This window comes from Limnohabitans sp. (assembly GCF_017848645.1).
GTDB lineage: Bacteria > Pseudomonadota > Gammaproteobacteria > Burkholderiales > Burkholderiaceae_C > Limnohabitans_A.
Genome location: NZ_JAFEIF010000067.1, coordinates 1 through 26,274 on the forward strand (window position 1 = coordinate 1; position 26,274 = coordinate 26,274).

The window sequence follows — 26,274 nt, forward strand, 5'->3', positions numbered from 1 at the left end:
GCGGAGGGTGTCAATGTCGTGGTCAAAGTGCTGAACCCCATGAAATTCGGATGGGTGATTCTCTTACACTGCAGCCATGGAAAAAAAATTGGATTCCCAACACCTGGATGTCGTGGCTTTTGCCCGTGACGGGCTGCGCCTGCAAGGCGAGGGCGCGCTGGCCGACTGGCCCCGTTTGGCAGAAGAGCAGTACGGTGACACCTTGGCCGCCGGTCTGGTGCAGTGGCAGCTGCAAGGCCGCGCGGTGGCGCAATCGGGTGCGCCCGACCAGTTGTGGCTGGACTTGAAGGCCTCGCTCATGCTGCCCATGCAGTGCCAGCGATGCCTGAACCCGGTGCTGGAGCCTGTGCAGGCCGAGCGCTCGTTTTTGTTTGTGGCCGACGAGGCCGCAGCGCAGGCGCTGGACGACGAGGTGGAGGACGATGTGCTGGTCATCAACCGCGATTTCGATGCCTTGGCACTGGTCGAGGACGAGTTGATTTTGTCCCTGCCGTTGGTGCCCTTGCACGAGGTGTGCCCCGAAACGCTGCCCATGTCCGTGGCCGATCCGGCCTTTGAAGCGGCAGCCGAGCGGCCCAACCCCTTTGGGGTGTTGGCGAGCCTGAAAACCGACCCCAAACGCTGAAACGGCGCTGAGGCGCTGCACACTGGCCATGGACTGGCTGGCAAAGGCGTCCAAAAGGGTTCGGCTTAGGCTATAATCAATGGCTTCGCCCGGATGCCCCGGGTGACATTCCCATCAACCGAAGCTGCGTTTTCATTTGCGCGGCCTCCAAGCTTCCAAGGAGCCACCATGGCTGTTCAGCAAAACAAAAAATCGCCTTCCAAGCGCGGCATGCACCGTTCGCACAACGCCCTGAACGTGCCCGGCATCGCTGTCGAGCCGACCACAGGCGAAACTCACCTGCGTCACCACATCAGCCCCAACGGTTTTTACCGTGGTCGCCAAGTGCTCAAAAACAAGTCGGAAGCCTGATCGGCTTTCGCCCTCAAGCCTTCAGAGGCCCGGCGCTACTTTCTGAGTAGCCTCGGGCTTTTTGGTTTATGGCCCGCGTTAATTCCGGTTTTGAGCCCAAGGATGTCATGACCTCGCCCACCCCGATCACCGTGTCTGTCGACTGCATGGGCGGCGACCACGGTCCCCGCGTCACGCTGGCGGCTTGTCGCCGTTTTCTGTCGTCCCACCCCGATGCCCGTTTGATACTCGTGGGGCGTACTGAGGCCTTGGCGGGTTTTTCTGACCCGCGTGCTCAGGTGGTGGCGGCCACCGAAGTGGTCGAGATGGACGATCCGCTGGAAGTGGCCTTGCGCAAGAAGAAAGACTCTTCCATGCGCGTGGCCATCGAGCAGGTGCGCGACGGCCAGGCCCAAGTGGCGGTGTCGGCGGGCAACACCGGGGCCTTGATGGCGATTGCCCGTTATGTGCTCAAAACCATGGACGGCATTGACCGCCCAGCGATTGCGGGCCAGATGCCCAACTTCAAGGGCGGCGGCACCACCATGCTCGATCTGGGGGCCAATGTGGACTGCACGCCTGAACATTTGTTGCAGTTTGCCGTCATGGGTTCGGCCTTGGTGTCGGTCCTGCAGGACAAGGATCAACCTTCGGTGGGTTTGCTCAACATCGGTGAAGAAGCCATCAAGGGCAATGAAATCATCAAAAAAGCGGGTGAACTGTTGCGATCTGCATCCAAATCGGGTGATTTGAACTTCCATGGCAACGTGGAGGGCAACGATATTTTCAAGGGCACGGTGGACATCGTGGTTTGCGATGGCTTCGTGGGCAATGTGGCCCTGAAGGCCAGCGAAGGCTTGGCCACCATGGTCAGCGGCTTCTTGAAAGCCGAGTTTTCGCGCAGCATTTTTACGAAAACTGCTGCTTTGTTGGCTTATCCGGTCTTAACAGCGTTTAAAAACCGTGTGGACCACCGCCGTTACAACGGCGCTGCTCTGCTGGGTTTGCGTGGCTTGGTGTTCAAGAGCCATGGCTCTGCCGATGAGTTGGCTTTTGAGAACGCCCTGAACCGGGCTTATGATGCAGCCCGAAACCAATTGCTGGACCGCGTTCGGGACCGCATTGCCCATGCCGCACCTTTGTTGATGGGTGCGCAGGCCGAGCGTTCTGAAACCGTGGTCACATCCGTATGAGAATTTATTCACGCATTTTGGGCACCGGCAGCTACCTGCCCGCCAGACGCTTGAGCAACGCCGACCTGGCCGCCGAGTTGGCGCAACAAGGTGTCGAGACATCCGACGACTGGATCGTCGAGCGCACAGGCATCCGTGCCCGGCACTTTGCAGCCGATGAGCAAGGCTGCAGCGATCTGGCCACCGAAGCCGCCCGCCAGGCACTCAGCGCTGCGGGTATCGTCGCGCAAGACATTGATCTGATCATCGTGGCCACATCGACCCCCGACATGGTGTTCCCGTCGGTGGCGACCATGGTGCAGCACAAGTTGGGCGCAGCCGGTTGCCCCGCGTTTGATGTCCAGGCCGTCTGCAGCGGATTCGTTTACGCCCTGACGATTGCCGATTCGATGATCCAGTCTGGTTCAGCCAAGCGTGCCTTGGTCATTGGTTCAGAAATTTTCAGCCGCATCCTCGACTTCAAGGACCGCACAACCTGTGTCTTGTTTGGCGATGGCGCAGGCGCGGTCGTGCTCGAAGCCTCGGATCAGCCCGGGATTTTGGCCACCGACTTGCACGCCGACGGCAAGTACAAGGACATCTTGTGCGTGCCCGGCCACGTCAACCGTGGCGGCATTTTGGGCGATCCGGTGCTCAAGATGGACGGTCAGGCGGTCTTTAAATTGGCGGTGGGTGTGCTCGAAGACACGGCCCGCGCCAGTTTGGCCAAGGCCAACTTGACCGACACCGACATCGACTGGCTGATCCCGCACCAGGCCAACATCCGCATCATGCAAAGCACAGCGCGCAAGCTCAAGCTGGGCGCTGACAAGGTGGTGGTCACGGTGGACCAACATGGCAACACCTCGGCCGCCTCGATACCGCTGGCGCTGGACACGGCTGTGCGGGACGGGCGCATCCAGCGTGGCCAGACCCTCATGCTCGAAGGCGTGGGCGGGGGCTTCACTTGGGGCTCGGTGCTGCTGCGTTATTGACCCGCTCTTGATTTGACTGGCCCGGCTCGGCGATGCAGGGCGCGCCCCTTGTCACTTTCACGGATTCTTTCCTGATTAAAAAATTTGCACATGACCACATTTGCTTTTGTTTTTCCCGGCCAGGGCTCCCAATCGGTGGGCATGTTGGACGCTTGGGGTGACCACCCCGTGGTGCTTGAAACCCTGAAAGAAGCCTCGGAGGCCTTGGGCGAAGACGTGGCCCAACTGATCCACGAAGGCCCCAAAGAAGCGCTGGCGATGACCACCAACACCCAGCCCGTGATGCTGGTGTCGGCTGTGGCCGCTTACCGCGCCTGGCTGGCTGAAGGTGGCGCCAAGCCGTCCGTCGTGGCCGGTCACTCGCTGGGTGAATACAGTGCCCTGGTGGCCTCGGGTGTGTTGACGCTCGCGCAAGCCGCACCGCTGGTGCGCCTGCGGGCTGCCGCCATGCAAGAAGCCGTGCCCGTGGGCGTGGGTGCCATGGCCGCCATTTTGGGCTTGGCCTCGGACAAAGTGATCGAAGGCTGCCATGCAGCCCAAGCCACTTTTACAGCGGGCAGCGCCGAAGTGGTCGAAGCCGTGAACTTCAACGACGCCGCGCAAACCGTGATCGCGGGCAGCAAAGCGGCGGTGGACAAAGCCTGCGAAGTGCTCAAGGGCATGGGGGCCAAGCGTGCACTGCTTTTGCCCGTGTCAGCGCCTTTCCATTCGAGCCTGATGAAGCCTGCTGCCGAAAAGCTGCGCGAGAAGCTGGCCACACTGACGCTGGGCGCGCCGCAGATCCCGGTGCTCAACAACATCGATGTGGCCATCGAAACAGACGGCGACCGCATCCGCGATGCGCTGTACCGTCAGGCTTTTGGCCCGGTGCGCTGGGTTGAGTGCGTGCAGGCCATCAAGGCCCGTGGCGTGAGCACCTTGGTCGAATGCGGCCCTGGCAAGGTGCTGGCGGGCATGACCAAGCGCATTGACCCCGAATTGAACGGCGTGGCGCTGTACGACCCCGCCACCCTGGCTGAAGTGAAAGGACTCCTCGCATGAGCGACACCCCAAAACAAGTGGCCTTGGTCACTGGCGCATCCCGAGGCATTGGCGCTGCCATTGCTTTGCACTTGGCCCAAGCCGGTTACGTGGTCATAGGCACCGCCACCAGCGATGACGGTGCTGCCAAGATCAGCCAAGCACTGTCGGCCTTTCCGGGCAGCCGGGGTGCTAACCTGAACGTCAACGATGCGGCCGCAGGCGAAGCCCTGATCGACGCCATCGTGAAAGAGCACGGCGGCCTGCAGGTGCTGGTCAACAACGCGGGCATCACCCGCGACACTTTGGCCATGCGCATGAAAGACGACGACTGGGATGCGGTGCTCGACACCAACCTCAAGGCGGTGTTCCGCATGAGCCGCGCGGTGATCCGCCCCATGATGAAGCAGCGTTATGGCCGCATCATCAGCATCACCAGCGTGGTGGGCGCATCCGGCAACCCCGGCCAGGCCAACTACGCCGCCGCCAAGGCGGGCGTGGCCGGCATGACCCGTGCTTTGGCCCGCGAACTGGGCAGCCGCAACATCACCGTCAACTGTGTGGCCCCCGGTTTCATTGCCACCGACATGACGGCCAGCCTGCCCGAAGAACAACACAAAGCCTTGTTGGGCCAGATTCCTCTGGGCCATCTGGGTCAACCCGATGACATCGCCCACGCCGTGGCGTATCTGGCTGGGCCAGGCGCTGGCTATGTCACCGGACAAGAATTGCATGTCAATGGTGGCATGTTCATGGCCTGATTTCCGGAACCCCCTTCCGGACAGGTAAAATCTTCTTTTTTCACAACCCTCAGAGGGACCCCATGAGCGATATCGAAGCACGTGTCAAAAAAATCATTGCCGAACAACTCGGCGTTGAAGAGTCACAAGTCACCAACGAAAAAGCCTTTGTGGCCGATCTGGGTGCCGACTCCCTGGACACGGTGGAATTGGTGATGGCACTCGAAGACGAGTTCGGCATCGAGATTCCTGACGAAGACGCAGAAAAAATCACCACGGTGCAAGCTGCGATCGACTACGCCCAAAGCAAGAAGGCCTGATCGACGATGACCCGGCGCCGCGTTGTTGTCACGGGTTTGGGATGCGTCAGCCCCGTGGGCAACACGGTGGCTGAGGCATGGTCCAACCTGATCGCCGGCCAGTCCGGCATTGGTCCTATCACCCGTTTCGATGCTTCGGCGATGTCTTGCCGGATCGTGGGTGAAGTCAAGAATTTTGACCTTGAGTCCTACATCTCCGCCAAAGAGGCGCGGACCATGGACCGGTTCATCCATTACGGTATTGCCGCTGCAGCCCAAGCCATCCAGGATGCGGGTCTGCCCTCTGGCGAAGCCTTGGGTGAAGAAGAGGCTTGCCGTATTGGTGTGGTGATTGGTTCGGGCATCGGCGGCTTGCCGCTGATCGAAGAAACCCACATCGAGTACACGGCGCGCGGCGCGCGTCGCATCTCCCCATTTTTTGTGCCGGCCTCGATCATCAACATGATCTCAGGCCATGTCTCGATGCGCCATGGCTTCAAAGGCCCCAATCTGGCCGTTGTGACGGCGTGCACCACAGGTTTGCACAGCATTGGCGAAGCCGGCCGTCTGATCGAATACGGCGACGCCGACGTGATGATTGCTGGTGGCTCCGAGGGCACGGTGTCGCCACTGGGTGTGGGTGGTTTTGCCGCCATGCGCGCTTTGTCGACCCGCAACGACGACCCCACAGCCGCCTCTCGTCCTTGGGACAAAGACCGTGACGGTTTTGTGCTGGGAGAGGGCGCGGGCGTGATGGTGCTCGAAGAGTACGAACACGCCAAAGCCCGTGGCGCCAAAATCTACGCCGAGCTCGGAGGTTACGGCATGAGTGCTGACGCCGGTCACATGACTGCGCCCAGCATGGACGGCCCACGCCGCGCCATGCTGAATGCCATGCGCAATGCCGGTGTCAACGCCGACCAGATCGATTACCTGAACGCCCACGGCACCTCCACGCCACTGGGTGACATCAACGAAACCAATGCCATCAAGGCGGCTTTGGGCGACCACGCGTACAAAACCGTGGTCAGCTCCACCAAGTCCATGACGGGTCATTTGTTGGGTGGCGCGGGTGGCATCGAGAGCGTGTTCACCGTGCTGGCGCTGCACCACCAAAAAGTGCCACCTACCATCAACCTGGTCAACCCCGACCCCGATTGCGATCTGGACTACTGCGCCAACACAGCGCGCGATCTGAAAATCGATGTGGCCCTGAAGAACAACTTCGGTTTCGGTGGCACCAACGGCTCTTTGGTGTTCAAACGCCTCTGACGGCCTTTCGGCCAAGGTTTAAGCCATGCACAACGCCCCGCCTGTGGTTTACCCGGTGGGGCGTTTTGTTTGGGGCCGCCTTTTGTTTGTGGCTGTGGGTGTGCTTTCGGCTGTGGGCCTGCTCAGCTGGCAAGTCCAGACCCAGGCCACAGGCCCCATGCTGTGGGCCGCCTGGATGTTGTGGGGCGTTTGTGCGGGGTTCGCTGCGCTCTGGGCTCCGAGGCAAGCACTCATGGGCGGGCGCTTGGGCTGGAATGGAGAGGCCTGGTTTTGGCAAACCGATGCAGATTCGGCCGATCAGGCTCAAGCTGTGGCCGTCGCGGTGGGCGTGGATATCGGCCAAGGTCTTTTGTTATGGGTAAACCCACTGGACGAGCAGGGCCATGCACAGGGTCGATTGCTCTGCGCCTGGCTGCAGGCGGGCGCGATGCCCTCAAAGTGGCACGGATTTAGATGCGCTGTATATTCGCGCCCCAAGACGGCTGCGCTGCCCGACAGGGACCTGCAAGAGCGTCTTTGATGCGGCTTGAAAAGGCCGGTTTCACCCGCATCTGTTTGAGAGTTGCAATCTGGTTTTGACCGACACAAGGAGGCTTTGGTGCTGAACAACAAACTCATGAAAACAGCCGCATCGGCCTGCATGGCCACGGCCTTGATGGCAGGTTGGGCCATGCTGCCGACCACAGCCGCTTTGGCGCAGGCGCCGGCGGCTGCTGTGCGCGGCTTGCCCGATTTCACCGACTTGGTGGAACAGGTCGGCCCTTCGGTGGTGAACATCCGAACCTTGGAAAAAGTCCGCCCCAGCACGCCCGGCGCGGGTGGGCAGGACGAAGAAATGCAGGAGTTGTTTCGCCGCTTTTTTGGCGTGCCCATGCCGAACGCGCCACGCCAGGGCCCACGGCAAAACCGACCTGAGCAAGAAGCCCAACCCCGGGGCGTGGGCTCCGGCTTCATCTTGAGTGCTGACGGCTTTATCATGACCAACGCCCATGTGGTCGAGGGTGCCGACGAGGTGATGGTGACCCTCACCGACAAGCGCGAGTTCAAGGCGCGCATTGTGGGTGCCGACAAGCGCACCGATGTGGCAGTTGTGAAAATACAGGCCACGGGCCTGCCCGCAGTCAAGGTGGGCGATGTCAGCCGCCTGCGTGTGGGCGAATGGGTCATGGCCATCGGTTCCCCCTTTGGCCTGGAGAATACCGTGACGGCGGGCATCGTGAGCGCCAAGCAGCGCGACACGGGTGACTATTTGCCTTTCATTCAGACCGATGTGGCGATCAACCCCGGCAACTCGGGCGGCCCGCTGATCAACATGCGCGGCGAAGTGGTGGGCATCAACAGCCAGATTTACTCCCGCTCGGGTGGCTTCATGGGCATCTCGTTCGCCATTCCCATGGACGAAGCGATGCGCGTGAGCGAACAGCTGCGCGCCTCTGGGCGGGTCAGCCGTGGCCGCATCGGTGTGCAAATTGCGCCTGTGACCAAAGAAGTGGCCGAATCGATTGGCCTGGGCAAAGCGCAGGGCGTGTTGGTGCGGGGCGTGGAAGAAGGCTCACCGGCTGAAAAGGCCGGCATAGAGGCCGGTGACATCATCACCCGTTTTGACGGCAAGCCCATTGACAAACCCGCCGATCTGCCTCGAGCTGTGGGCAACACCAAGCCCGGTAGCCAAGTGGCGCTGACGGTCTTTCGCCGAGGGGCCACCAAAGACATGAAGGTCACCGTGGCCGAGATCGAGCCAGAAAAAGTGGCTGTGGCTGAACCTGAGAAAAAAGCCCCAGCCGCCAAGATCGCTCACTTGGGCCTGAGCTTGAGTGACTTGAGCGAGGCCCAAAAGAAAGAAGCGCGTGTGCGCGCCGGTGTGCGGGTGGACGCCGCTGTGGATGCGGCCGCACGCGCGGGCATCCGCGAGGGCGACCTGATCTTGGCGGTGGCCAACACCGAGGTCAGCTCGGTCCAGGTGTTTGAATCGCTGATGGCGCGCATCGACAAGACCCGTCCGGTCAGTGTGCTGATCCGCCGGGGCGACGGGGCGCAGTATGTGCTGATCCGACCCGCACCTTGATGGGTGTCAAGCTCTGCCGACCCTGAAACCCCTGAGGTTTTGGGGTTGTTGGGCCCAAGCGTCATTTTTTGGGGAGATGGGGCCTTGTTCAAAAATATTTGTGAAGTTTGTATTTGCTAACATTTTTGGGTCCTCATGCCGAATTTGGATAAAATCAGCCGTCTTGATCCGTCATTCATGGCATATAGAGCAGGTCTGGATTCACCATGCGGGATTTGCCGCATGTGTCCACCGATGATCCACAGACAGCCCACAAGTTGTTCATTTTTTGGCAACCCTATTTGTGGATAAGTTGTTGATAAGTTTCATGTTGCATAGCAGCAACGACCTGCCGAACCCGACAGCGGGGCTGTGCGAATGGGCCAATTTGCCTACAATGAAGTCCCAACTATCGCAGTTGCCATTGATTGTTGGTTCAGGGCGCGTCGCCACCAGACGCGCCCTTTTTTCTTTTCCGGATCATTGATCCACAAACACTTGCAGAACTTCCTTGATGAATCACATCAGAAATTTTTCGATCATTGCCCACATCGACCATGGCAAGTCCACGCTGGCCGATCGCTTGATTCAACGCTGTGGTGGTTTGGAAGCGCGTGACATGGAAGCGCAGGTGCTGGACTCGATGGACATCGAGAAAGAGCGCGGCATCACCATCAAGGCGCAAACCGCTGCGCTGCAATACAAGGCCAAAGACGGGCAGGTCTACAACCTCAACCTGATCGACACGCCCGGCCATGTGGACTTCTCTTACGAAGTCTCGCGTTCGCTGTCGGCCTGCGAAGGCGCTTTGCTGGTGGTCGATGCCAGCCAGGGTGTGGAAGCGCAGACCGTGGCCAATTGCTACACCGCGCTCGACCTGGGCGTGGAAGTGGTGCCGGTGCTCAACAAAATGGATTTGCCCAACGCCGATCCGGACAATGCCCGCGCTGAAGTGGAAGACGTGATCGGCATCGACGCGACCGATGCGATTCCCTGCTCGGCCAAGACCGGTATGGGCATTGAAGAAATACTCGAAGCGGTGGTGGCGCGCATTCCACCGCCCAAAGGCAATCCCGACGCGCCGCTGCGCGCCATGATCATCGACAGCTGGTTTGACACCTATGTGGGCGTGGTCATGCTGGTGCGCGTGGTGGATGGCCAGCTGCTCAAAAACGAGCGCATCCGCATGATGGCCAGCAACGCGGTGTACGAAGCGGGCAGCTTGGGCGTGTTCACCCCTGCCAACCAGCCGCGCGAATCGCTCAAAGCGGGCGAGGTGGGTTACATCATCGCGGGCATCAAGGAGTTGCAGGCGGCCAAAGTGGGCGACACCGTCACTTTGGAAAAGAAGCTGCCCAACAACCTGGGCCCGGCCACCGAGGCCTTGCCTGGCTTCAAGGAAATCCAGCCGCAGGTCTTTGCCGGTTTGTACCCAACCGAAGCCAACCAGTACGACGGCCTGCGCGACGCGCTGGAAAAGCTCAAGCTCAACGACGCTTCGCTGCATTACGAGCCCGAAGTCTCGCAGGCGCTGGGCTTTGGCTTTCGCTGCGGCTTTCTGGGTTTGTTGCACATGGAAATCGTGCAAGAACGCCTGGAGCGCGAGTTTGACCAGGACCTGATCACCACCGCGCCCAGCGTGGTGTATCAAGTGGTCCAGCCCGGTGGTGAAGTCGTCATGGTCGAGAACCCCTCCAAGATGCCCGACCAAGGCAAACTGCAAGAGATTCGCGAGCCCATCGTCACGGTGCACCTGTACATGCCGCAAGACTATGTCGGCCCCGTGATGACACTGGCCAACCAAAAGCGCGGCGTGCAGCTGAACATGGCCTACCACGGCCGTCAGGTCATGCTGACTTATGAAATGCCGTTGGGCGAGATCGTGCTGGACTTTTTTGACAAGCTCAAATCGGTCAGCCGGGGCTATGCCTCGATGGACTACGAGTTCAAGGAGTTCCGCGCATCTGACGTGGTCAAGGTCGATATCTTGCTCAACGGCGAGAAGGTCGATGCGCTGTCCATCATCGTGCACCGCTCCCAGTCGCAGTACCGGGGCCGGGCGGTGGTGGCCAAGATGCGCGAAATCATCAGCCGCCAGATGTTCGATGTGGCCATTCAGGCGGCCATTGGTGCCAACATCATTGCCCGTGAAAGCATCAAGGCCTTGCGCAAAAACGTGCTGGCCAAGTGCTACGGTGGCGACATTTCGCGCAAGCGCAAACTGCTCGAAAAGCAAAAGGCGGGTAAAAAGCGCATGAAACAAATTGGCTCGGTCGAGGTGCCGCAAGAGGCGTTCTTGGCGATTTTGCAGGTGGAAGATTGATGCAGTTTTTAACGTCTTTGGTGCTGGCCGCGTTTGTCGGCTACGCGGGTGCTTGGTATCTGGGCTACCTGGAGGGCAACTTTGCGCTGCTATTGCTTTTGGCCACCGTGGTCACCGGCATTTATTGGCTGGCCGAGCGTTTCGTGTTTTTGCCGCAGCGCCAAAAAGCGGTGGCGCAACTCGAAGCCGAAACCGCCCAGCGCCGCGCCGAGTTGGCCAAAATGGGCATCGACAAGGTGGACACCGACATCCGCGAGTCCCGCGAGAAGCTGCTCATGCAGCCTTGGTGGCTGGACTGGACAGCAGGCTTGTTCCCGGTGATCGTGGTGGTGTTTGTGCTGCGCTCGTTCTTGTTTGAGCCCTTCAAGATCCCCTCGGGCTCCATGATCCCGACGCTGCACATTGGCGACTTGATTTTGGTGAACAAATTCCACTACGGCATCCGCCTGCCCGTGGCCAACACCAAGATCACCGAGGGCACGCCCGTGCAGCGCGGTGATGTGATGGTTTTCCGCTACCCCCCCAAGCCCAGCGTGGACTACATCAAGCGCGTGGTCGGTTTGCCCGGGGACGAGGTGGCTTACTTGAACAAAAGCCTGACCATCAACGGCAAACCGGTTCCCACCGAAGCGCTGCCGGACTTTTTTGACGAGTCCACCATGCGCTACCACAAGCACCGACGCGAAACCCTGGGCGCCAAGCCGCACCAAACGCTGCAGGACGATGACCGTCCGGCCTTTGTGCCCGGCGCTGACCAGTTCAAGGGCCGTGAGAACTGCAACTACACCGTTGAAGGCGTGACCTGCAAGGTGCCCGCAGGCCACTACTTCATGATGGGCGACAACCGCGACAACTCGCTGGACTCGCGCTTCTTTGGCTTCGTGCCCGATGCCAACATCGTGGGCAAAGCCTTTTTCGTGTGGATGAACTTCGGCAACCTCAAGCGCATTGGCGCTTTTGACTGAGGTGGGCGTGGCTGCTTCTCCTGTTTTGTCTGAGCTGCAAATCCGGCTGGGCTACGCCTTTCGCCAGCACGCTTTGCTGCAGCAGGCGGTCACGCACCGCAGCTTCAGTGCCGACCACAACGAACGCCTGGAGTTTTTGGGTGACTCGGTGCTCAACCTGTCGGTCGCTCACCTGCTTTATGCCCAACTGGCCAATTTGCCCGAAGGCGATTTGTCGCGGGTGCGGGCCAACCTGGTCAAGCAAGACACGCTGCACCAACTGGCCAAAAAACTGGATTTGCCCGCTGTGATGCGGCTGGGCGAGGGCGAGATGCGCTCGGGCGGGCAAAACCGCCCGTCGATCCTCGCCGATGCACTTGAAGCCATCATTGGCGCGGTGTACCTGGACGGCGGCTACAAGGACGCACAAGCCTTGGTCGAGCGCTTGTTTGCCCAGGTCGACATCAAACCCGACATGCAGGCCGTGGGCAAAGACCCCAAGACCGAGCTGCAAGAGTGGCTGCAAGGGCGCAAGCTCGCGCTGCCCAAATACACCGTGGTCGGCACCTCCGGCGCGGCGCACCGCCAGCAGTTCGAGGTCTCTTGCGAAGTGACCGAATTGCGCCAAACCCAACAAGGCTCGGGCGCATCGCGTCGCGCTGCCGAACAAGCAGCGGCTGCCGCCATGCTGCTCACCTTGAAATCCGAAAGCGCCGCATGAGCACCGATAAAAAAAACGCCTCTTCCGAATCTGCGCCTGAACGCACGCCGCAAGAGCAAACCATGCGCCGCCCCGTGCAAATCGCGGGTGTGACCATCCAGCCTCGATCCTCTGCTGAAAACGCGTCAGAAGACGCCGCCTTGCCGCCCGTCGCTGCTGCCCCCGCGCCCGTGCCGGTGGAAGGTCAGCGCTGCGGCCTGGTGGCGATTGTGGGCAAGCCCAACGTGGGCAAGTCGACTTTGCTCAACGCCTTGGTGGGTCAAAAAATCAGCATCACCTCGCGCAAAGCGCAAACCACGCGCCACCGCATCACCGGCATCCGCACCCAGGGCACTGCCCAGTATGTGTTTGTCGACACGCCCGGTTTTCAGACCATCCATGGCACCGCACTCAACAAGTCGCTGAACAAAACCGTGGTCGGCGCTGTGAGCGATGTGGACCTGGTGCTGTTTGTGGTCGAGGCGGGCAGCTTCACCACGGCAGACGCCAAAGTGCTGGCGCTGCTCAAGCCCGGCATTCCGGTCTTGCTGGTGGCCAACAAACTCGACAACGTGCACCGCCGTGGCGACATCGCGCCCTGGCTGCAAAGCATGCAAGAGCGCCACGCCTTCACCGAGTTCGTACCCATGTCGGCCAAGCAGCCCAAAGACATTGAGCGCCTGCTGGGCATTTGCGAAAAATACCTGCCCGAACAGCCCTGGTGGCATGCCGAGGACGAGTTGACCGACCGCAGCGAGAAGTTCCTCGCCAGCGAAATGGTGCGCGAAAAACTGTTCCGCCTGACGGGCGACGAGCTGCCCTACACCTCCACCGTGGTGATCGACAAGTTCGAAGAAGAGGCTGGTCGCACGTCCAAACGCATGCTGCGCATTGCGGCCACCATCGTGGTCGAGCGCGAGGGCCACAAGGCCATGGTGATTGGTGACAAGGGCGAAAAGCTCAAACGCATCGGCACCGAAACCCGCGTCGAGCTCGAAAAGCTGCTGGACGCCAAGGTCTTCATCGAGCTTTGGGTCAAAGTGCGTTCGGGCTGGGCCGACGACGAAGCCCGCGTGCGCAGCTTCGGTTACGAGTAATTCCACCGCCAATGGCCTCCAAGCGGATCGCAGACGAGCCAGCCTATGTGCTGCACCGCTACGACTGGAGCGAAACCAGCCTGATTCTGGAAGTCTTCACACGCCACCACGGCCGTGTGGCGTTGGTCGCCAAAGGGGCCAAGCGGCCAACCTCGAGTTTTCGCCCGGTGCTCCTGCCTTTGCAGCCCTTGTCGCTGGCCTTTGGGGGCGACGGTGACATCCGCACCCTCAAATCGGCCGAATGGGTGGGCGGCCATGTCATGCCCACGGGGGAGGCGCTGCTGTCGGGCTACTACCTCAATGAATTGCTGATGCGCCTGACCGCGCGAGACGATCCGCATCCGCAGCTGTTCGAGGTCTATGCCGCCGCCGTGCGCCTGCTGGCCAGTGGCGACCCGGACGCCTTGCAATGGGCCCTGCGTGGCTTTGAGTTGCTGCTGCTGCGCGAAATGGGCCTGTTGCCCGCCCTGAACCTGCAGACCCTGACCCTCAAGCCTTTGTCGCTCACCGACAGTTATGCCTTGGTGCCCGAGGCGGGGCTGCAGTGGGTCCGCGATGACCGCCAAGCCCTGCGCGGCGAGCAGTGGCTGGCACTGCACGCGGCGCTGGCTTCACCCAGCCCCTTGGCGGCTTTGCTGCGCGAGTGCGCCGACCTGCTGGTGCAGCTGCAGCGCCCCTTGCGCCTCTTGCTCAACTACCATTGTGGTGTGGGCGCTTTGCGCACCCGCCAAATGATGCTGGACTTGCAAACCTTATGAACACCTCCATGACGACTTCTTCCCAACGTGTGGCCCTGTCGGTCAATGTCAACAAGGTCGCCTTGCTGCGCAACTCGCGCCACCTGGGCATTCCCAGTGTCAGGCGTGCGGCTGAGTTGTGCCTGCAAGCGGGCGCGAACGGCATCACCATCCACCCCCGCCCGGACGAGCGTCACATCCGCGCCAGCGACGTGCCCGAGCTGCACGCCCTGATGCAGGCCTGGCCCGAGCGCGAGTTCAACATCGAAGGCAACCCCTTCCACAACCTCATGGACCATGTTCGGGCCGTGCGCCCGCACCAGGTGACCTTTGTGCCCGACAGCGAAGGCCAGTTCACCAGCGACCACGGCTGGACCTTCCCGCAAGATGCTGAACGCCTGAAACCCCTGATCGACGAATGCAAGGCGCTGGGCGTGCGCGTGAGCCTGTTCATGGACCCGCTCCCAGAGCAAATGGCCGCAGCCCGCGCCGTGGGCGCCGACCGGGTGGAGCTCTATACCGAGCCCTATGCCGCCGCCTTTGGCACGCCAGCGCAAGCCATGCAGCTGCAGCGTTACGCCGATGCCGCTGTGGCCGCCACACAAGCAGGGCTGGGCCTGAACGCGGGCCATGATCTGAACCGCGACAACCTGCCCGCCTTTGTGACGGCGGTGAAGGGCCTGCAAGAAGTCTCGATTGGCCATGCCTTCATGGCCGATGCGTTGGAGATGGGCTATGCCGCGACCGTGCAAGCCTATATGGATCTATTGGGCTGAGCACATTGGGTTGAGCGATCAGCGTTCAGTGCCAGACATCAAAACGCCGCCCAACGCCCAAGGCCAAAACACATGATCTACGGCATCGGCACCGACATCTGCGATATACGCCGCATCCGGGCCAGCTTGGAGCGGCACGGCGAGCGCTTTGCCGCCAAGGTCTTGTCGGATGCCGAGATGGCCACCTGGAAAGCCCGCAGCGCCCGCTGGCCCGAGCGGGGTGTGCGCTATCTGGCCACGCGTTTTTCGGCCAAAGAGGCCTTCAGCAAAGCCATTGGCCTGGGCATGCGCATGCCCATGGCCTGGCGGCTGTGCGAGATCGGCAAACTGCCCAGCGGCCAGCCCGTGATCGTGCTGCATGGGGGCCTGAAAGACTGGTTTGAAGCCAAGGGCCTGAGCGCCCACATCACCGTGACCGACGAGTCCGAGTACGCGGCCAGCTTTTGCGTGGTCGAGACCCGAGCACCTGCAGCGGCTGCTGGCATGGCCGGCCCTTGATTTGCACACGACCACCCTGAACTGTTGAGACACCCATGAGCATCCACGCCCCCCTGATCCTAGACATTGAAGGCCACAGCCTCACAGCGGTGGACCGCCGCCGACTGGCGAACCCGCTGACCGGCGGCATGATTTTGTTTGGCCGCAATTGGCAAAGCCGGGCGCAACTGAGCGATTTGTGCGCCGACATCAAAAGCATCCGGTCGGACCTTTTGATCGCGGTGGACCACGAAGGCGGGCGGGTGCAGCGCTTTCGCACCGACGGCTTCACCCACTTGCCCAGCATGCGGGCCATTGGCGAGCTTTGGGGCCAGGACGCCAAGGGCCAACCCGGCTCGGGCGTGCTCAAGGCCTGCGAGGCGGCGACTTCGGCGGGCTTTGTGCTGGCCAGTGAATTGCGGGCTTGCGGCGTGGACTTCAGTTTCACGCCCGTGCTCGATCTGGACCATGGCGAGAGCGGCGTGATCGGTGACCGTGCCTTTGCCCGCGACCCACGTGTGGTGAGCCTCTTGGCCCGCAGCCTGATGCAAGGCCTGCTGCAGGCGGGTATGGGCAATTGCGGCAAGCACTTCCCTGGCCACGGCGCGGTCAAGGCCGATTCGCACACCGACATCCCAGTCGACAAGCGCAGCCTCAAGGCCATCTTGGCCGACGATGCCGCGCCTTACCCGTGGTTGGGCAGCGTGCTCACCGCCGTGATGCCTGCGCACGTCATTTACAGCCGGGTCGACGCCCGGCCCGCTGGCTTTTCCAAGCGCTGGCTGCAAGACATTTTGCGCGGCCAGATGGGTTTTCAGGGCGCGATTTTCAGCGACGATTTGTCCATGGCGGGCGCCCGCCAAGTGCAGGGCCAAAGTCTGAGCTACACCGAAGCGGTGCGGGCCGCACTGGATGCGGGCTGCGACCTGGCCTTGCTGTGCAACCGCTCGGTGGGTGGCGGGGCCGAGCTCGACCAGGTGCTTGACGAACTGGCCGAGGCCGCCGTCAAAGGCCAATGGCAGCCCAACGAGGTCAGTGAAGAGCGCCGCCTGGCGCTTTTGCCCAGCGCCACTGCCCGAGATTGGGAGTCCTTGGTGCGTTCGGCCGATTACATGCGGGCGCTGGATTTGTTACCGTGACCTCTTTGAACTCCAACACACGCAAGTGAACACCATGGGCAGGCTGCTTTTCAAATTGTTTTTGGCTTTTTTCGGGCTGGTGTTGCTGCTGGGCATGTTGCTGTTTTTGCTTGTCTACATCGCTTGGGCCAGTCTGCGCTGGTTGATCACCGGACAAAAGCCGCAAGTGGCCGTGGTCTGGCAGCGCTACCGCGAGATGCGCCGGGGCGGCATGTGGCAGCAGACAGCCTCGCGCCCCGCAGCCGGATCGGTCGACGATGTGGTGGACGTGGAAGTGCGTGAAGTGCGTCCCGACAATGACCAGATCAAGCGTCTGAGATGACCCGTTGGGCGGGCTTGTGGCTGAGTGCCGTCATGCTGGCGGGCTGTGCCAGCGGGCCACTTCCCTGGGGGGCTTCGCGGCAGCTGCAAGCCTTGCAAGCCGATCTGGCGCAAATCGCCCAGGATGCTTCAAGCCCATCGCCATCGGGCTATGTGATCAAAGTGCATGTTCAGGGAGAGCAGGTTTTCAGTCGGCACGAAGGGCTGGCTTCGGCCGAAATGGGTGAATCGATCCACGACGAGACCGTGTTCGAGTTGGCCTCTTTGTCCAAAATCTTCACGGCTTTGGCGGTGATGCAATTGCACGAGCAAGGCCGTTTGGCGCTGGACCAGCCCCTGGGCCGGTACCTGAGCGATTTGCCTGAGACCTGGGCTGAGCTCAATGCACACCAATTGCTGTCGCACCAATCCGGTTTACCGGACCTGCTCAACCTTTGGCCGCACAAGCGTCTGGATGGTCTGGACTTTGGGGCGGTGTTGGCGCATTTCAGGCAGTCACCCGCACTGCTGTTCAGCCCGGGCACCCAAGCGGCTTACAGCAACACCAATTACATGCTTTTGGCGCATTTGGTGTCCCAGGTTTCGGGGCTGGACTTTGGCGAGTACTTGCAGCGCCATGTGTTCGAGCCGGCTGACATGGCATCGAGTTCGGTGCTGGACGCTTGGCCCCGTTGGGTGGGCCAACAGGCCCTGCCCTATGCCCAAGAGGGCAAGGTGCATGGGATTGACTATGCCTTGATGGGGGCCATCGGCCAAAAGGGCAGCATGCGGGACCTGGAGCAGTTCATGCAGGCGCTGTGGCAACACAAACTGGTGCAGGCGAAAACCCTGGATTTGATGATGAGGCCCCATGCCGAGTTTGCCGATGGCAAACGCTACGGCTACGGCTGGTACATCGGGCGCTTGGGCGGCTGGGCGGGGCTGTCAGGCAGCTTGCCCGCCCAGGCTGTGGGGCACACGGGCCGCCTGGGCGCTTTTCGCACCGCTTTGTACTTCCACCGCGAGCGGCGTTTTCAGCTGATCATGCTGTCCAATGGCGGGCCGCGGACAGAAAAGCTGCTGACGCAATTCCTGAAAACAACCCGCGACCGCCTGGAGTGAGCTGAATCTGCTTATTCCTGCACGTGGCGCAGGGCCGGGAACAGGATCACATCGCGGATGCTGGCGCTGTCGGTCAGCAGCATCATCAGGCGGTCGATGCCGATGCCGCAGCCGCCCGCAGGGGGCATGCCGTATTCGAGCGCACGCACGAAGTCGTGGTCGTAGTACATGGCTTCGTCGTCGCCATCGTCCTTGGCGGCCACTTGGGCGTGAAAGCGGGCGGCCTGGTCTTCGGCGTCGTTCAATTCACTGAAACCGTTGCCGAACTCTCGGCCCGTGATGTAGAGCTCAAAGCGCTCGGTCACTTCGGGGCGGCTGTCGTTAGCGCGGGCCAGCGGTGAAATTTCGGTGGGGTGCTCCATGATGAAGGTCGGCTCCCAGAGCTTGTCTTCCACGGTTTCCTCAAAATAGAACACCTGCAGGCTGGCCAAGCTGCGGGTGGACAGCTTGTCCTTGGCTTCGCTCATGCCCAGCTTTTTAAGGGCGTTGATCAGCCACTCGGCGTTGTCCACGTTGTCACCCGCTTCGGTGTGCTTGACGATGGCTTCGCGGATGGTCATGTGGGCAAACGGCTTGTTCAAATCCACTGGCTTGCCGTTGTAGGTCAGGTCGAGCGTGCCAGCCGCAGTCATGGCCGCGTCGCGGATCAGGCTTTCCGTAAAGCCCATCAGGTCCTGGTAGTTCCAGTAGGCCGCGTAGAACTCCATCATGGTGAACTCGGGGTTGTGGCGCACCGAGATGCCTTCGTTGCGGAAGTTGCGGTTGATCTCGAACACGCGCTCAAAGCCGCCCACCAGCAGGCGCTTGAGGTACAACTCGGGCGCGATGCGCAAGAACATTTCTTGGTCCAGCGCGTTGTGGTGCGTCACAAAGGGCTTGGCATTGGCACCACCGGGGATGGGGTGCAGCATGGGCGTTTCGACTTCCAAAAAGCCGTGTTGGACCATGAATTCACGAATGCCGCTCACGGCCTTGCTGCGGGCCGCAAAGCGCTTGCGGGCGGCCTCGTCTGTCATCAGGTCCACATAGCGCTGGCGGTACTTGACTTCCTGGTCGGCCACACCGTGGAACTTGTCGGGCATGGGGCGCAGGCTCTTGGTGAGCATGCGGATGCCGGTGGCGTGGATCGACAGCTCGCCCGTGCGGGTCTTGAACAAATGGCCTTCTACGCCCACGATGTCGCCCAGGTCCCAGTGCTTGAACAGGGCGTAGAGGTCTTCGCCCACATCGTCGCGGGTCACATAGACCTGGATGCGGCCCGTGGCGTCTTGCAGCGTGGCAAAGCTGGCTTTGCCCATCACGCGCTTGAGCATCATGCGTCCTGCAACCTTGGCCATGGTTTTGGCCACGCCTTCGCCGTTCAAGGCTTCGGCGTCTTTGTCGCCATGGGCTTCGTGCAGGTTGGCGGCGTGGTGCTCGGGCTTGAAGTCGTTGGGAAAGGCCACGCCTTTGCCTTCGGCCTGTGCTTGGCGCATGGCTTTGAGTTTTTCGCGGCGCTCGGCGATCAGTTGGTTTTCATCTTGTGCGGGAGCGGCGGAGGCGGTCGTGTCAGACATGGCAAGGTGCAGTGGGGACCGAGGCGCATGGACGCCGCCCGATCCGGGGTTGTGGGGTGCGCGAGGGCGCAAAGCCCTCTATTTTAAGAGTTTGCGGACGGCTTTCGGCCGGGCTGTTGATCGGTGGCTCCGGCAGGAGCCACCATGTCGCCCACCAGCTCCAGCCGCATCAGCGGTTCTTGCAGGGCAAACAGCCGGTATTTCATCTGCAGCGGCAAGGGCAGCAGCTCGCCCCAGCGGTTGGACAGCCAGCTGCAGTCCTGCAGCCGCCAGGCCTCGGCCCAGTGGGGCACCACGCTGGGCTGCTGGCTCAGCTGGGTCAGGGCCTCGTGCATTTGCGCCGACAGGTGTTGCAGGTCTTCGGGCACTTGCACGGCGGGCTCGGGCGGCAGGGGCTCTACCCGCCCCAGCCACAAACCGTCGCTGCGCTGCTGTGTGGCTTCGATGCGGAATTTTTCCACCCCTCGGCACCAGACCATCACCAGGCCGGGCTGGGGCCTCTCGATGCGCTCGATCTGCACCCGTGTGCCCATGGCTTCAAACTGCTCTGCCGCTTGGCCGGGCCGGTGCACTTCGCGGCCCTGAGAGAGCGTGATCACGCCAAAGCCCGAGCCTTGGCGCTCGCATTCGCCAATCATCTGCAGGTAGCGCAGTTCAAACAATTGCAGGGGCAGCAAAGCGCCCGGAAACAGCACCGTGCCTAAAGGGAACAGGGGCAATTCGGTCAAGGCTTTCGGGGCAGGGGTGTCGCGATCGGGCATCTGGGTATCATCGCACGAGCAGGAGAAAAAAACGATGTGGTTCCAGATGCTCAGTATGGTGTTGGATGTGGTGGCAGGCTTGGTTGCCGGCACTTGTTTGCTGCGCCTGTGGATGCAAAGGCAGCGCATTTCATTTCACCAGCCGGTGGGGCGCTTTGTGTTTGCGCTGACCGATTGGCTGGTGCTGCCCTTGCGCAAAGCGATCCCGGCCTGGTCGGCTTGGGACCTGTCCAGCCTGGTGGGGGCCTGGCTGATCAAGCTGGTGCAGGTGGCGCTTTTGTGGCTGCTGTCAGGCGGCGCAGCGCCGTGGGTTTTGCTGCCTTGGTTCAGTCTGCTGAGCCTGGCGCAACTGGTGGTGTCGGCCCTGAGCGCCTTGGTGCTGGTGTATGCGGTGATGTCGTGGATCAGCCCCGGCTCGCCCATGTACGACCTGGTGGCGCGCTTGGCCGAACCCCTGTTGCGTCCTTTTCGGCGTGTGGTGCCGCTCATTGGCGGCATCGACTTGTCAGCGCTGGTGCTGCTGTTGGCCCTGCAAATGCTGGGCATGGTGCTCATGGGCCTGCAAATGGGTGGTTTGCGCTGAGGCTTTTTCGAGGCGCCATGTGAAAAGGCCCTCTTGCGCTATGTGCAAGAGGGCCTTTTGCATCGGGGCTGTGGCATGCGCCTTCGGGGCGCTCAGGCCAATCAGCTCACCGCATCGGCTGGCTGGCGCTGCAGCATGGCCAGCGTGCTGGCGATGGTTTTGCGCAGCTCCCGGCGGTCGCAGATGAAATCCACCGCGCCCTTGGTTTGCAAAAACTCCGCACGCTGAAAGCCCTCGGGCAAAGTCACGCGCACGGTGCTCTCAATCACGCGGGGGCCGGCAAAGCCGATCAGGGCTTTGGGCTCGGCAATCACCACGTCGCCCAAGAAGGCAAAACCGGCCGACACACCGCCCATGGTCGGGTCGGTCAGCACGCTGATGTAGGGCAGACCTTTCTTGGCCAGGCGGGTCAAGGCGGCGTTGGTCTTGGCCATTTGCATGAGCGAGAGCAGGCCCTCTTGCATGCGCGCACCGCCCGTGGCGGTGAAGCACACAAAAGGCACTTTTTGCGCGATGGCGGTTTCCACGCCGCGCACAAAGCGCTCGCCCACCACCGAGCCCATGGAGCCGCCCATGAAGTCGAATTCAAAGCAGGCAGCCACCAGGTTGATGCTGTGGACTGCACCGCCCATGACCACCAGGGCATCGGTTTCGCCCGTGTTGTCCATGGCCTCTTTCAGGCGTTCGGGGTATTTGCGGCTGTCTTTGAACTTGAGCGGGTCAACGGGCAGGACTTCCTGGCCGATTTCGTAGCGGCCTTCGCCGTCCAGAAAAGCGTTCAGGCGGGCGCGGGCACCGATGCGCAGGTGGTGTGAGCAGCCGGGGCAGACGTTTTGGTTTTCTTCCAGATCGGTTTTGTAGAGCACCGCGTCGCAGCTGGGGCATTTGACCCACAGGCCTTCGGGCACCGTGCGGCGATCGGCCGGGTCGGTGTGCTGGATCTTGGGTGGGAGCAGTTTTTCGAGCCAACTCATGAGGGTTTCTCCTTGTGCGGCGAATTATCGTTGAAACGTTGGCAGCCCTGTTCAGGCATCCAGTGCTTGGCGGATGCCGCGCAAAAAGTCAGACGCCACGGCGTTGATGTCGGACTCAGGGGCCGCGTCGATCAGCTGGATCAAGCGCGAGCCGATCACCACCGCATCGGCCACGCGACTGATGGCTTGGGCAGTGGCCGCATCTCGGATGCCAAAGCCCACGCCGACGGGCACACTGACGTGTTGGCGAATGCGCGGCAGCATGGCTTCGACCGCGTCGGTGTCCAGCGTGCCGGAGCCGGTCACGCCCTTGAGCGACACGTAATACACGTAGCCGCTGGCCACCTGGGCCACCTGCTGCATGCGCTCGTCGGTGCTGGTGGGGGCCAGCAAAAAGATCAGGTCCATGCTGTGGGCGCGCAGCTTGGCAGCAAATTCCACGCATTCTTCGGGCGGGTAGTCCACGATCAGCACGCCGTCCACACCCGCAGCCGAGGCGTCGCGGATGAAGCTGTCAGCGCCGTGTTTTTGGTCGTAGCGCTCCACCGGGTTGGCGTAGCCCATCAGCACCACCGGGGTGGTGCTGTTGGTTTGGCGGAATTCGCGCACCATGGCCAGCACCTGCACGGTGCCAATGCCCAAAGCCAGGGCTTTGTCGCCTGCTTTTTGGATCACCGGGCCGTCGGCAGACGGGTCCGAAAACGGCACCCCCAGCTCGATGATGTCGGCCCCGGCCTCTGCCATGGCATGCATCAGGGGCACGGTGGTGGTTTTTTGGGGGAAGCCTGCCGTAACATACGGGATCAGGGCTTTGCGGCCCTGGGCTTTCAGGGCGGAGAGGGTGGCGTCGATGCGGCTCATGTTCTGCCCCTTATTTGACGAAGTTCACAGACTGCTCGCCACCTTTGACCGATTGGCCTTGGCAGCTGGGGCGGCAATAGAAATCGGCGTTTGACAGGTCAGCCACGGTGCCGATGTCCTTGTCGCCACGGCCTGACAGGTTGACCAGAATGCTTTGGTCAGTGCGCATGGTTTTGGCCAGTTTCATGGCGTAGGCCACGGCGTGGCTCGATTCGAGGGCGGGGATGATGCCCTCGGTGCGGCACAGGTAGTGGAAGGCTTCGAGCGCCTCTTTGTCGGTGATGCCCACGTACTCGGCGCGGCCAATGTCCTTCAGGAAAGCATGCTCGGGGCCCACGCCGGGGTAGTCCAAACCGGCACTCACACTGTGCGTCTCGGTGATCTGCCCGTTTTCGTCTTGCAAGATGTAGGTGCGGTTGCCGTGCAGCACGCCGGGCGTGCCCAGTTGCAGCGAGGCGGAGTGCTTGCCCGTGTCCAGACCTTCGCCTGCGGCTTCCACGCCGATCAATCGGGTTTTGTCGTGCGGGATGTAGGGGTAGAAGATGCCCATGGCGTTGCTGCCACCGCCCACGCAGGCGATCACGGCATCGGGTTGCTGCTCGGCCATTTGGAGCGTTTTGAACATCTCGGGCATTTGCGTCAGGCACTCTTCGCCGATCACGCTTTGGAAGTCGCGCACCATCATGGGGTAGGGGTGGGGGCCCGCCACGGTGCCGATGATGTAGAAGGTGTTGTCCACATTGGCCACCCAGTCGCGCATGGCTTCGTTCAGGGCGTCTTTGAGGGTTTTGCTGCCGGACTCGACGGGCACCACGGTGGCGCCCAGCAGTTTCATGCGGTAGACATTGGGGCTTTGGCGTTTGACGTCTTCAGCGCCCATGTAGACCACGCATTCCAGGCCGTAACGGGCGCAGATGGTGGCCGTGGCCACACCGTGCTGGCCCGCGCCCGTCTCGGCGATGATGCGCGGTTTGCCCATGCGCTTGGCCAGCATGGCCTGACCGATGGTGTTGTTGATCTTGTGGGCACCCGTGTGGTTCAGGTCCTCGCGCTTCAAGAAGATCTGCGCGCCGCCCATTTCACGGCTCATGCGGGCCGCGTGGTACACGGGCGAGGGGCGGCCCACAAAGTGCGCCAGCTCCGACTTGAATTCGGCGATAAAGGCCGGGTCGTGCTGGTACTGGGCGTAGGCGGCTTTGAGCTCGTTGATGGCGTGGGTTAGGGTTTCGCTGACGAAACTGCCGCCATAGATGCCGAAATGGCCTTTGACGTCGGGTTGTTGGTAATCGAACATGGTGATGGCCTTGGTGGGGGTCGGGGGTGCTCGGCGCTTGCAGTGCTGAACGCTGCAAAGGAAGCCGAGGCCAGCCCGGGGAATGCTTTAAAAGGAGAGTGCGTTGTCTGCGGAGTGCACCGCCTGGACAAACTGCCGCATTTTGTCGGCATCTTTGAGGCCCTTGCCTGCTTCGATGCCAGAGCTCACGTCAACGGCCAGAGACAGGCCGTGCGTGTGCAGTGCCCGAATGCCATCGCCCACGTTTGCAGGTGTGAGTCCACCAGACAAAACGAGGTGAGCATTGACGTTTGGTGGCAGGAGTGACCAATGGAATGTTTTTCCGCCGCCGCCGTATCCGTCGACATGGGCGTCGAGCAAGAGGGCTTGGGCTGCGTGATGAATGTAGGCAAATTCTAGCAAGTCGAAGTCATGGACCTCGGACAAGGGGATTCGGGCGGCTTTGAGGTGGGGGCGGCCTGTGCGCTGCGACATGTCTTGGCAGAAGTCGGCCGATTCCTCGCCATGAAACTGCAGTAAAGCGCCGGGCACGGCTGCGCAAGCCGCTTCGATCCGCTCGGGCGTCTCGTTGACGAAGAGCAGCACGGGCGTCACAAAAGCGGGCAGCAGGCGGGCCAGCTCGGCTGCGCGCTCGATGCTCACGCTGCGCGGGCTGGGCGGGTACAGCACAAACCCGATGGCGTCGGCACCCACGGCGCAGGCGGCCAAGACATCTGCTTCGCGGGTGAAGCCACACATCTTGATGCGCGTGCGTTGCTGCGGGGCAGGGCTGGTGGATGCGTGGGTGGCTGTGTTGCTGGGGCTCATGGCAACCAATCAAAAGCAGGGGTGGTGTCGGGCAGGCCCCATTCGGGGCTGTAGATGGGCCCGGCAAAGTACAAGCCATCGGGCGAAAACGTGGGTGCTGCGGCGTCGCGGCTTTTGGCCAGCAGCACCTCCCGCATCCAGTCGGGGGACTGGTTGCCCTGGCCGATGGTCACCAGGCAGCCCATGATGTTGCGGATCATGTGGTGCAAAAAGGCGTTGCCTTCAAACTCAAAGCGCCAATAAGCGCCGTGCCGGGAAATGCGGATGTGGCGCAGCGTTTTGACCGGCGACAGCGCCTGGCAGCTGCTGGCCCGAAACGATGAAAAATCGTGCTCGCCCAGCAGGTGCTGACTGGCTTGCTGCATCGGTGCTTCGGCCAGAGGGCGGTACACCCAGCCCACGCGGCCCGCCTCCAGGCTGGGGCGCACGATCGAGTCGAGCAGCACGTAGATGTAGCGCCTGCCGGTGGCGCTGGCGCGGCAATGGAAAGTCTCGGGCACGACCTGCGCCCATTGAACCGCGATGTCAGGCGGTAAATACCGGTTGGTGCCGCGCACCCAGGAGTGTGTGTCGCGCTCCAAGTGGGTGTCGAAGTGCACCACCTGCATCAGGCCGTGCACGCCCGCATCGGTGCGGCCTGCGCACAAGGTGCTGACGCGGGGCACGTCGCCAAACTGCGCCAGGGCTTTTTCGAGTTTGTCCTGAATCGTCAGGCCCGTGGCCTGGCTTTGCCAGCCCTGGTAAGCCGTGCCCGAATAGCAGACGCCCAGGGCCAACCTCACCGGATTTGGCCGAGCATCTGGATGGCGCGGGCCTTGATGTCGCCATGGGTTGACGAAACCACGGACAGGATCAACGCACGGGCCAGGTCTTTGTCACCCTTTGCCAACAGTTGAGCCGCCAAGTTGAGCTTGCTTTGTTCGGTGTCCTCCGCGTTGACCGGGGCTGTTGGAGCTGTTGCCTGTGTGGGTGCTGCGTAGGAGGGCATTGAAGCCAATGGTGCGGTGCCAGCTTGGGTTGGAAGGTTCAGGTCGATCGCGCTCATTTGAGCGGGAACGCTGATGGGGCTGGAGGCTGCTTCCATGACGGGTTCAGCATTTGTATTGGGGATGTCGTCGTAGGATGGTGCGTAAATGGATTCGGGTTCAGCCGATTTTTTTCTCATCCAGACAGCCACCAACAACACGGCTGCCAGCAATGCCGCAGCCCAAGCCCACAGCTGTTTGTTTTCACTCAGATCTTTGAGACTTGAGCCTGTGTTCAAAGTCGCTTGGGATGGGGTTTGGGACGAGGGCGTTACAAGCGTCGCAGTAGCGGCAGCAGGGG

29 protein-coding genes are annotated in these 26,274 nt (G+C 61.6%); 21 read left to right on the plus strand and 8 right to left on the minus strand.

The genetic code is table 11. The features are described from left to right. Positions 1-76 precede the first annotated feature (76 nt). From QZ190_RS14145 to QZ190_RS14240, 20 genes are all read left to right on the plus strand, one after another. Positions 77-625 carry a YceD family protein gene (locus QZ190_RS14145; RefSeq protein WP_291917391.1) on the plus strand — a complete coding sequence of 183 codons (549 nt, stop codon included), beginning with the start codon at positions 77-79 and terminating at the stop codon, positions 623-625. 168 nt (positions 626-793) lie between these two features. Next, positions 794-976, plus strand: coding sequence for a 50S ribosomal protein L32 (gene rpmF, locus QZ190_RS14150; protein WP_005794249.1), 183 nt, complete (start codon positions 794-796; stop codon positions 974-976). A gap of 107 nt (positions 977-1,083) precedes the next feature. Next, positions 1,084-2,148, plus strand: coding sequence for a phosphate acyltransferase PlsX (gene plsX / locus QZ190_RS14155; protein ID WP_291917393.1), 1,065 nt, complete (start codon positions 1,084-1,086; stop codon positions 2,146-2,148). Continuing rightward, complete coding sequence (locus tag QZ190_RS14160; RefSeq protein ID WP_291917395.1) at positions 2,145-3,122, plus strand: beta-ketoacyl-ACP synthase III; 978 nt, start codon at positions 2,145-2,147, stop codon at positions 3,120-3,122. The genes plsX and QZ190_RS14160 overlap by 4 nt, the downstream gene beginning before the upstream one ends. 90 nt (positions 3,123-3,212) lie before the next feature. After that, positions 3,213-4,163, plus strand: coding sequence for an ACP S-malonyltransferase (gene fabD / locus QZ190_RS14165; RefSeq protein ID WP_291917397.1), 951 nt, complete (start codon positions 3,213-3,215; stop codon positions 4,161-4,163). Next, positions 4,160-4,903 (plus strand): 3-oxoacyl-ACP reductase FabG, encoded by a 744-nt coding sequence (gene fabG / locus QZ190_RS14170; RefSeq protein ID WP_090138160.1) that lies wholly within the window; start codon positions 4,160-4,162, stop codon positions 4,901-4,903. Before fabD ends, fabG begins: the two co-directional genes overlap by 4 nt. 62 nt (positions 4,904-4,965) lie before the next feature. Then, positions 4,966-5,202 (plus strand): acyl carrier protein, encoded by a 237-nt coding sequence (gene acpP / locus QZ190_RS14175; protein WP_019427049.1) that lies wholly within the window; start codon positions 4,966-4,968, stop codon positions 5,200-5,202. Positions 5,203-5,208: 6 nt separating this feature from the next. After that, on the plus strand, positions 5,209-6,453 hold the full coding sequence (gene fabF / locus QZ190_RS14180) for a beta-ketoacyl-ACP synthase II (RefSeq protein WP_291917402.1): 1,245 nt from the start codon (positions 5,209-5,211) through the stop codon (positions 6,451-6,453). Between the two features lie 25 nt (positions 6,454-6,478). Continuing rightward, entirely contained in the window at positions 6,479-6,973 is a 495-nt protein-coding gene (locus tag QZ190_RS14185) for a hypothetical protein (RefSeq protein WP_291917403.1), read from the plus strand. Between the two features lie 150 nt (positions 6,974-7,123). Then, positions 7,124-8,518: a DegQ family serine endoprotease gene (locus tag QZ190_RS14190; protein WP_291917430.1), complete on the plus strand. Its 1,395-nt coding sequence runs from the start codon at positions 7,124-7,126 to the stop codon at positions 8,516-8,518. Between the two features lie 493 nt (positions 8,519-9,011). Further along, the gene (gene lepA, locus QZ190_RS14195) at positions 9,012-10,820 is read left to right on the plus strand and encodes a translation elongation factor 4 (protein WP_291917405.1); all 1,809 of its coding nucleotides are present in this window, start codon (positions 9,012-9,014) and stop codon (positions 10,818-10,820) included. Continuing rightward, the gene (lepB, locus tag QZ190_RS14200) at positions 10,820-11,785 is read left to right on the plus strand and encodes a signal peptidase I (protein WP_291917406.1); all 966 of its coding nucleotides are present in this window, start codon (positions 10,820-10,822) and stop codon (positions 11,783-11,785) included. Before lepA ends, lepB begins: the two co-directional genes overlap by 1 nt. Before the next feature lie 25 nt (positions 11,786-11,810). Beyond that, positions 11,811-12,485, plus strand: a complete 675-nt coding sequence (rnc, locus tag QZ190_RS14205; protein WP_291917432.1) for a ribonuclease III — start codon at positions 11,811-11,813, stop codon at positions 12,483-12,485. Further along, positions 12,482-13,561 carry a GTPase Era gene (gene era / locus QZ190_RS14210; RefSeq protein WP_291917407.1) on the plus strand — a complete coding sequence of 360 codons (1,080 nt, stop codon included), beginning with the start codon at positions 12,482-12,484 and terminating at the stop codon, positions 13,559-13,561. The genes rnc and era overlap by 4 nt, the downstream gene beginning before the upstream one ends. Before the next feature lie 11 nt (positions 13,562-13,572). Beyond that, positions 13,573-14,319, plus strand: coding sequence for a DNA repair protein RecO (recO, locus tag QZ190_RS14215; protein WP_291917408.1), 747 nt, complete (start codon positions 13,573-13,575; stop codon positions 14,317-14,319). Positions 14,320-14,327: 8 nt separating this feature from the next. Next, positions 14,328-15,074, plus strand: coding sequence for a pyridoxine 5'-phosphate synthase (locus QZ190_RS14220; RefSeq protein ID WP_291917409.1), 747 nt, complete (start codon positions 14,328-14,330; stop codon positions 15,072-15,074). A 72-nt stretch (positions 15,075-15,146) separates the two neighbouring features. Beyond that, positions 15,147-15,572: a holo-ACP synthase gene (acpS, locus tag QZ190_RS14225; protein WP_291917410.1), complete on the plus strand. Its 426-nt coding sequence runs from the start codon at positions 15,147-15,149 to the stop codon at positions 15,570-15,572. A 35-nt stretch (positions 15,573-15,607) separates the two neighbouring features. Further along, the gene (gene nagZ / locus QZ190_RS14230; RefSeq protein ID WP_291917412.1) at positions 15,608-16,690 is read left to right on the plus strand and encodes a beta-N-acetylhexosaminidase; all 1,083 of its coding nucleotides are present in this window, start codon (positions 15,608-15,610) and stop codon (positions 16,688-16,690) included. Between the two features lie 34 nt (positions 16,691-16,724). Then, entirely contained in the window at positions 16,725-17,012 is a 288-nt protein-coding gene (locus QZ190_RS14235; protein ID WP_291917414.1) for a hypothetical protein, read from the plus strand. Further along, positions 17,009-18,112, plus strand: a complete 1,104-nt coding sequence (locus QZ190_RS14240; protein WP_291917415.1) for a serine hydrolase — start codon at positions 17,009-17,011, stop codon at positions 18,110-18,112. Before QZ190_RS14235 ends, QZ190_RS14240 begins: the two co-directional genes overlap by 4 nt. An 11-nt stretch (positions 18,113-18,123) precedes the next feature. Here QZ190_RS14240 and lysS read toward each other — a convergent pair whose 3' ends face one another. After that, complete coding sequence (lysS, locus tag QZ190_RS14245) at positions 18,124-19,668, minus strand: lysine--tRNA ligase (RefSeq protein WP_291917416.1); 1,545 nt, start codon at positions 19,666-19,668, stop codon at positions 18,124-18,126. 83 nt (positions 19,669-19,751) lie between these two features. Then, positions 19,752-20,429 (minus strand): LON peptidase substrate-binding domain-containing protein, encoded by a 678-nt coding sequence (locus QZ190_RS14250; RefSeq protein WP_291917417.1) that lies wholly within the window; start codon positions 20,427-20,429, stop codon positions 19,752-19,754. Between the two features lie 34 nt (positions 20,430-20,463). Here QZ190_RS14250 and QZ190_RS14255 point away from each other — a divergent pair, with 34 nt between their 5' ends. Beyond that, positions 20,464-21,012: a YggT family protein gene (locus QZ190_RS14255; protein ID WP_291917418.1), complete on the plus strand. Its 549-nt coding sequence runs from the start codon at positions 20,464-20,466 to the stop codon at positions 21,010-21,012. 101 nt (positions 21,013-21,113) lie between these two features. Here QZ190_RS14255 and accD read toward each other — a convergent pair whose 3' ends face one another. The 6 genes from accD to QZ190_RS14285 form a co-directional block, all read right to left on the minus strand. Then, positions 21,114-21,986, minus strand: a complete 873-nt coding sequence (gene accD, locus QZ190_RS14260; RefSeq protein WP_291917419.1) for an acetyl-CoA carboxylase, carboxyltransferase subunit beta — start codon at positions 21,984-21,986, stop codon at positions 21,114-21,116. Positions 21,987-22,037: 51 nt separating this feature from the next. Beyond that, positions 22,038-22,847, minus strand: a complete 810-nt coding sequence (trpA, locus tag QZ190_RS14265) for a tryptophan synthase subunit alpha (protein WP_291917420.1) — start codon at positions 22,845-22,847, stop codon at positions 22,038-22,040. 10 nt (positions 22,848-22,857) lie between these two features. Further along, positions 22,858-24,141 carry a tryptophan synthase subunit beta gene (gene trpB / locus QZ190_RS14270; protein WP_291917422.1) on the minus strand — a complete coding sequence of 428 codons (1,284 nt, stop codon included), beginning with the start codon at positions 24,139-24,141 and terminating at the stop codon, positions 22,858-22,860. A gap of 87 nt (positions 24,142-24,228) precedes the next feature. Further along, a complete protein-coding gene (locus QZ190_RS14275) occupies positions 24,229-24,948 on the minus strand; it encodes a phosphoribosylanthranilate isomerase (protein WP_291917424.1) in 720 nt (239 codons plus the stop codon). Continuing rightward, the gene (gene truA / locus QZ190_RS14280) at positions 24,945-25,730 is read right to left on the minus strand and encodes a tRNA pseudouridine(38-40) synthase TruA (RefSeq protein WP_291917426.1); all 786 of its coding nucleotides are present in this window, start codon (positions 25,728-25,730) and stop codon (positions 24,945-24,947) included. The genes QZ190_RS14275 and truA overlap by 4 nt, the downstream gene beginning before the upstream one ends. Next, positions 25,727-26,146: a hypothetical protein gene (locus QZ190_RS14285; protein WP_291917428.1), complete on the minus strand. Its 420-nt coding sequence runs from the start codon at positions 26,144-26,146 to the stop codon at positions 25,727-25,729. The genes truA and QZ190_RS14285 overlap by 4 nt, the downstream gene beginning before the upstream one ends. Positions 26,147-26,274: the final 128 nt, after the last annotated feature.